Raw genomic sequence first — 3814 nt, forward strand, 5'->3', positions numbered from 1 at the left:
ATTTAAAAAGGTAGAGGGACAGCTTATCCAGGTTGCCCGGCTCAAAACAGAAAAACAGAAACTACCCCAGTCTGTTCTTAATTTAAATACAAGCCGTTGGAGCCAAACCTATAAGATTAACGGCGATTACCAGGGGGCGGGATTCGTAGACCTGGATATACCAGCCCTGGAACAGGATACTCCCTGCCGGGCAGAGCTAAATACCGGGACTGAAACCATAAAGAAAGAGTTGGTCTTAAAAGCCCGGAGAAGATGGGAGATCCATGTACAAAATTTTACCCATACTGATATTGGATATACTGATCTTCCCAGCAGGGTGGCCCGGGGTTATCAGGAATCCATGCGAAACATTATTGACTTCTGTAAGGAAACAGAGAACTTTGACCAGGATAGCCAATACCGGTGGAATGTGGAAACCGGTTACTGGTTGGAGCAGGCTATTAGTAATTTGGATAAGGCTGACCTGGAGCAGGTAAAAAAACTTACTGCCCGGGGAAGGATAGAGATTGCGCCCCTATATGTAGCCCACACTTCTGAATTTAACGATGAAGAAACTTTAATCAGGAGCCTTTACTTTGCTTTCTGGTTTGCAGATCAATGCGGGGTAAGCATAAAATCAGCCATGGCCAGCGACGTTACCGGCCAGCCCTGGATGCTGGCCCAGATACTTCCCCGGGCCGGGGTAAAATATTTTTCTACTGCAGTAAATGCTACCTTGGCCAAAGCCCTCAAGCTTCCCCGGCCTTTTTACTGGGAAGCCCAGGACGGATCCAGGATCATGGTTTTAGATACTGATGAGCGCCAGGCCTATCAGGAAGGGGTAATGGTGGGGCTGACCGACAGCTACGAGAGAGTGCTGGATAAACTGCCCCAGTATTTATATGACCTGGAAACTGAGCAAAGTTACGGGTTTGACCTGCTGGCCTTAAGGGCGCCAGGTTACCCGGGGGATAACACCAGGCCCAATGTAAAGGTAAGTTATATCGTTAGGGACTGGAACCAGAAGTGGGAGTACCCCCAGCTTAAAATATCCACCTATACCCAGTTTTTTGAAAAGTTTGAACAAAAATACGGCCAGCAGTTAAACACCTATAAGGGGGCATGGCCGGATTGGTGGGTAAACTATCACGGTGCTTCCGCCTTTGAAACCGGAGTTAACCGGCATACCCATGCCGATATCATTGCTGCCGAGAGGTTATCGGTGGTAGCTGATGCCAAAAAACTGTTAGACCAGTACCCTAACCTCAAGCTGGATTATATCTATAAGAAAATGTTCCTGGCAGATGAAGCTGACTGGAGCTCTTATTTAAGTGTAGCAGAACCGGACAGCCTGCAGAGCAGGGGACAAAGGGTGGAAGAGGCTGCATTTGTTTACCAGGCTGCCATTGAAGCCGAGGAAGTCAAAGAAAAAGCTGTAGGGTCCCTAACTGGCCTAGCAAGGGTGGACAGTGAATACGCTATAGTTGTATTTAACAGCCTGGGCCAGGAAAGGTCGGAGATAGTAGAGGCGGCTATCCCTAAAAAGCTGGCCGGGCAAGGATATAAAGTGCTGGATTCAGTCACCGGGAAACGGTTGCCGGTTCAAATAATAGAAACCACTGCCCATGATTTTCAGACCGGGTGTTTCAGGATAGCTTTCAAGGCTGGGGACGTTCCTCCATTAGGCTTTAAGGTGTTTAACCTGGTACCGGAAGGGAGCTGGAACCAAGGCCAAAAGGAAGACTGTAAGGGGGTATTGGAAAACGACTTTTACCGGCTAAGCTTTGATCCCCGAACCGGGGAGGTAGCTGAGCTCTATGACCAGGCGCTTAACTACCAGCTTATAGATAAGGGCAGCAATTTTAAGTTTAACCAGCTGGTTTATGAGACTACGGTAGAACCCAGGGTGGTGGATTTAAGCGAACATGACAAATTCTCGCATGAAGCTTTGTACCTGCAGCCTTATTTTAGAAAACTGCACAAGGAATTTTATGACTACCCCCCTTTGGGCACCAAATTTAAAAGATATATTGCCCAGGATCAGAAAATATTAAAGGTAGCCAGGGGAGAGGTATACACTGAGATTCTTACCCAGGGTAATACCTATATGTGCCCGGTAATAAAAAGCCATATTTTGCTGAATAATACAGAAAAGCAGGTACTGGTAAAAAATTACCTGGAAAAACATGAAACTTTGGATGTGGAAGCAGTATATTATGCTTTTCCCTTCGGCCTGAGACAACCCAGGTTTTTAATAAACTGCCATGCCGGCTACTATCAGCCGGAAGAAGGACAGCTTCCCGGTTCATCCAAGGATTGGCAATGTGTCCAGAAATACGTGGATATCAGTAATTCAGAAATAGATATAATGTGGTCTCCGCTGCAGGCTCCTCTGGTGCAGTTGGGAGATATAAATACGGGCAAATGGCTGGATAAGCTCCAGCTGGATAAAGCCCATATATATTCTTTTGCCCTAAATAACCACTGGTGGACCAATTCTCCGGCCAGCCAGGGAGGAAGGTTCTGGTTTGATTACAGTATTACCAGCAGGCCTGCACCTTTTGACCCCGGGGCTGCCTATGATTTCGGCTGGGCTTTCAATACTCCTATGGAAACCCGGTTTATCCAGGAATACAGGCCAGAAGGAGTTGCCGAATTCAGCTTCATGAAAAAGCTTCCGGATAATATAAAATTGTTGGGCTTTAAAAAGGCAGAACAGCAGGATGACTTTATTGTGCGGCTGGTGGAAGTAGCTGGAAGCAAAACCGAAGTAAAGCTAAAGATGGGAGAAAAACCAATTAAGGATTGCCAGCTGTCTAACCCGGTGGAAAAGGATATTCAGCCACTGGCAGTAAACCAGGGTTTGGTACAACTAGAGATAGGGGGCCATCAGGTAGTTACTTTAAGATTAAAATTCTAGCAGGAGCGCTTTTATGAAAATGAGCGACAGGGCTAAACTAAACACCCGGAAGGGAATTCTATTTGCCATAATATTGATATTAGTATTCCTGTGGCTATTGCCCATATTGTTTTTGTTGTTGATTTCTTTTAAGACCTCTGGTGATTATGCAGTTAGCCAACTATGGGAATTGCCCCAGAAGTTCGCCTTTTTCTCCAATATAAGATACGTTTTGATAGAAACCAACCTGATACGGCCGTTTCTAAACAGCTTGATGTATGCAGTAATTAGCAGCCTTATTGCTATCTTTTTTTCTTCACTGGCTGCTTACGGTATCACCAAGCTTAAGATAAAGGGATCCTTTATCATATTCATACTAATTTGGAGCGGTATGATCTTTCCTGTACAGATTTATTTGATTCCTTTATATAAGGCCTACCTTACTATTAACCTTTATAATACTCAGATAGGCATGATACTCATATATACTGCTATTATCATACCTTTCTGTGTGTTTGTATTCAGGAATTATTTTCTTACCCTTCCGGATGATTTTCAGGAAGCGGCCAAGATTGATGGCTGCAGCAATTTCCAAATCTATGCCCGGATGCTGTTGCCCAATTCCCTGGGGCCCATTGCCATATTATTTTTGTTTCAGGGAAGCTTTATCTGGAATGACCTGATATTGGGCATGGCCCTGTCCAGCAGCAATGACGTAAGGCCGGTAATGAATTCCCTGGCCTTGCTTAATGCAGTTTATTCCGGAACCAATGTGCCAGCGGTAATGGCCGGAAGCTTAATCAGCAGTTTGCCGATCATCATCTTATATCTGGCCCTGCAGAAATATTTTATACAGGGTTTAAGAATCCAGGCAGCAGGAAGATGATGAGGGATATAAGCCCAAAGGGCTTTTTATGAAACAACACAAATTAAATA

At 45.1% G+C, this 3814-nt stretch carries 2 protein-coding genes; both read left to right on the forward strand.

Going from position 1 to position 3814, the window contains the following annotated elements; all coding sequences use genetic code 11:
* The coding region (locus tag PHN32_09045; GenBank protein MDD3777733.1) for a glycoside hydrolase family 38 C-terminal domain-containing protein at positions 1-2899 on the forward strand (2899 nt) is incomplete at its 5' end.
* A 13-nt stretch (positions 2900-2912) separates the two neighbouring features.
* Positions 2913-3764, forward strand: coding sequence for a carbohydrate ABC transporter permease (locus PHN32_09050; protein MDD3777734.1), 852 nt, complete (start codon positions 2913-2915; stop codon positions 3762-3764).
* The last annotated feature ends 50 nt before the right edge of the window (positions 3765-3814 follow it).

Source organism: Actinomycetota bacterium, assembly GCA_028698215.1.
In the GTDB taxonomy this organism is placed as follows: domain Bacteria; phylum Actinomycetota; class Humimicrobiia; order Humimicrobiales; family Humimicrobiaceae; genus Halolacustris.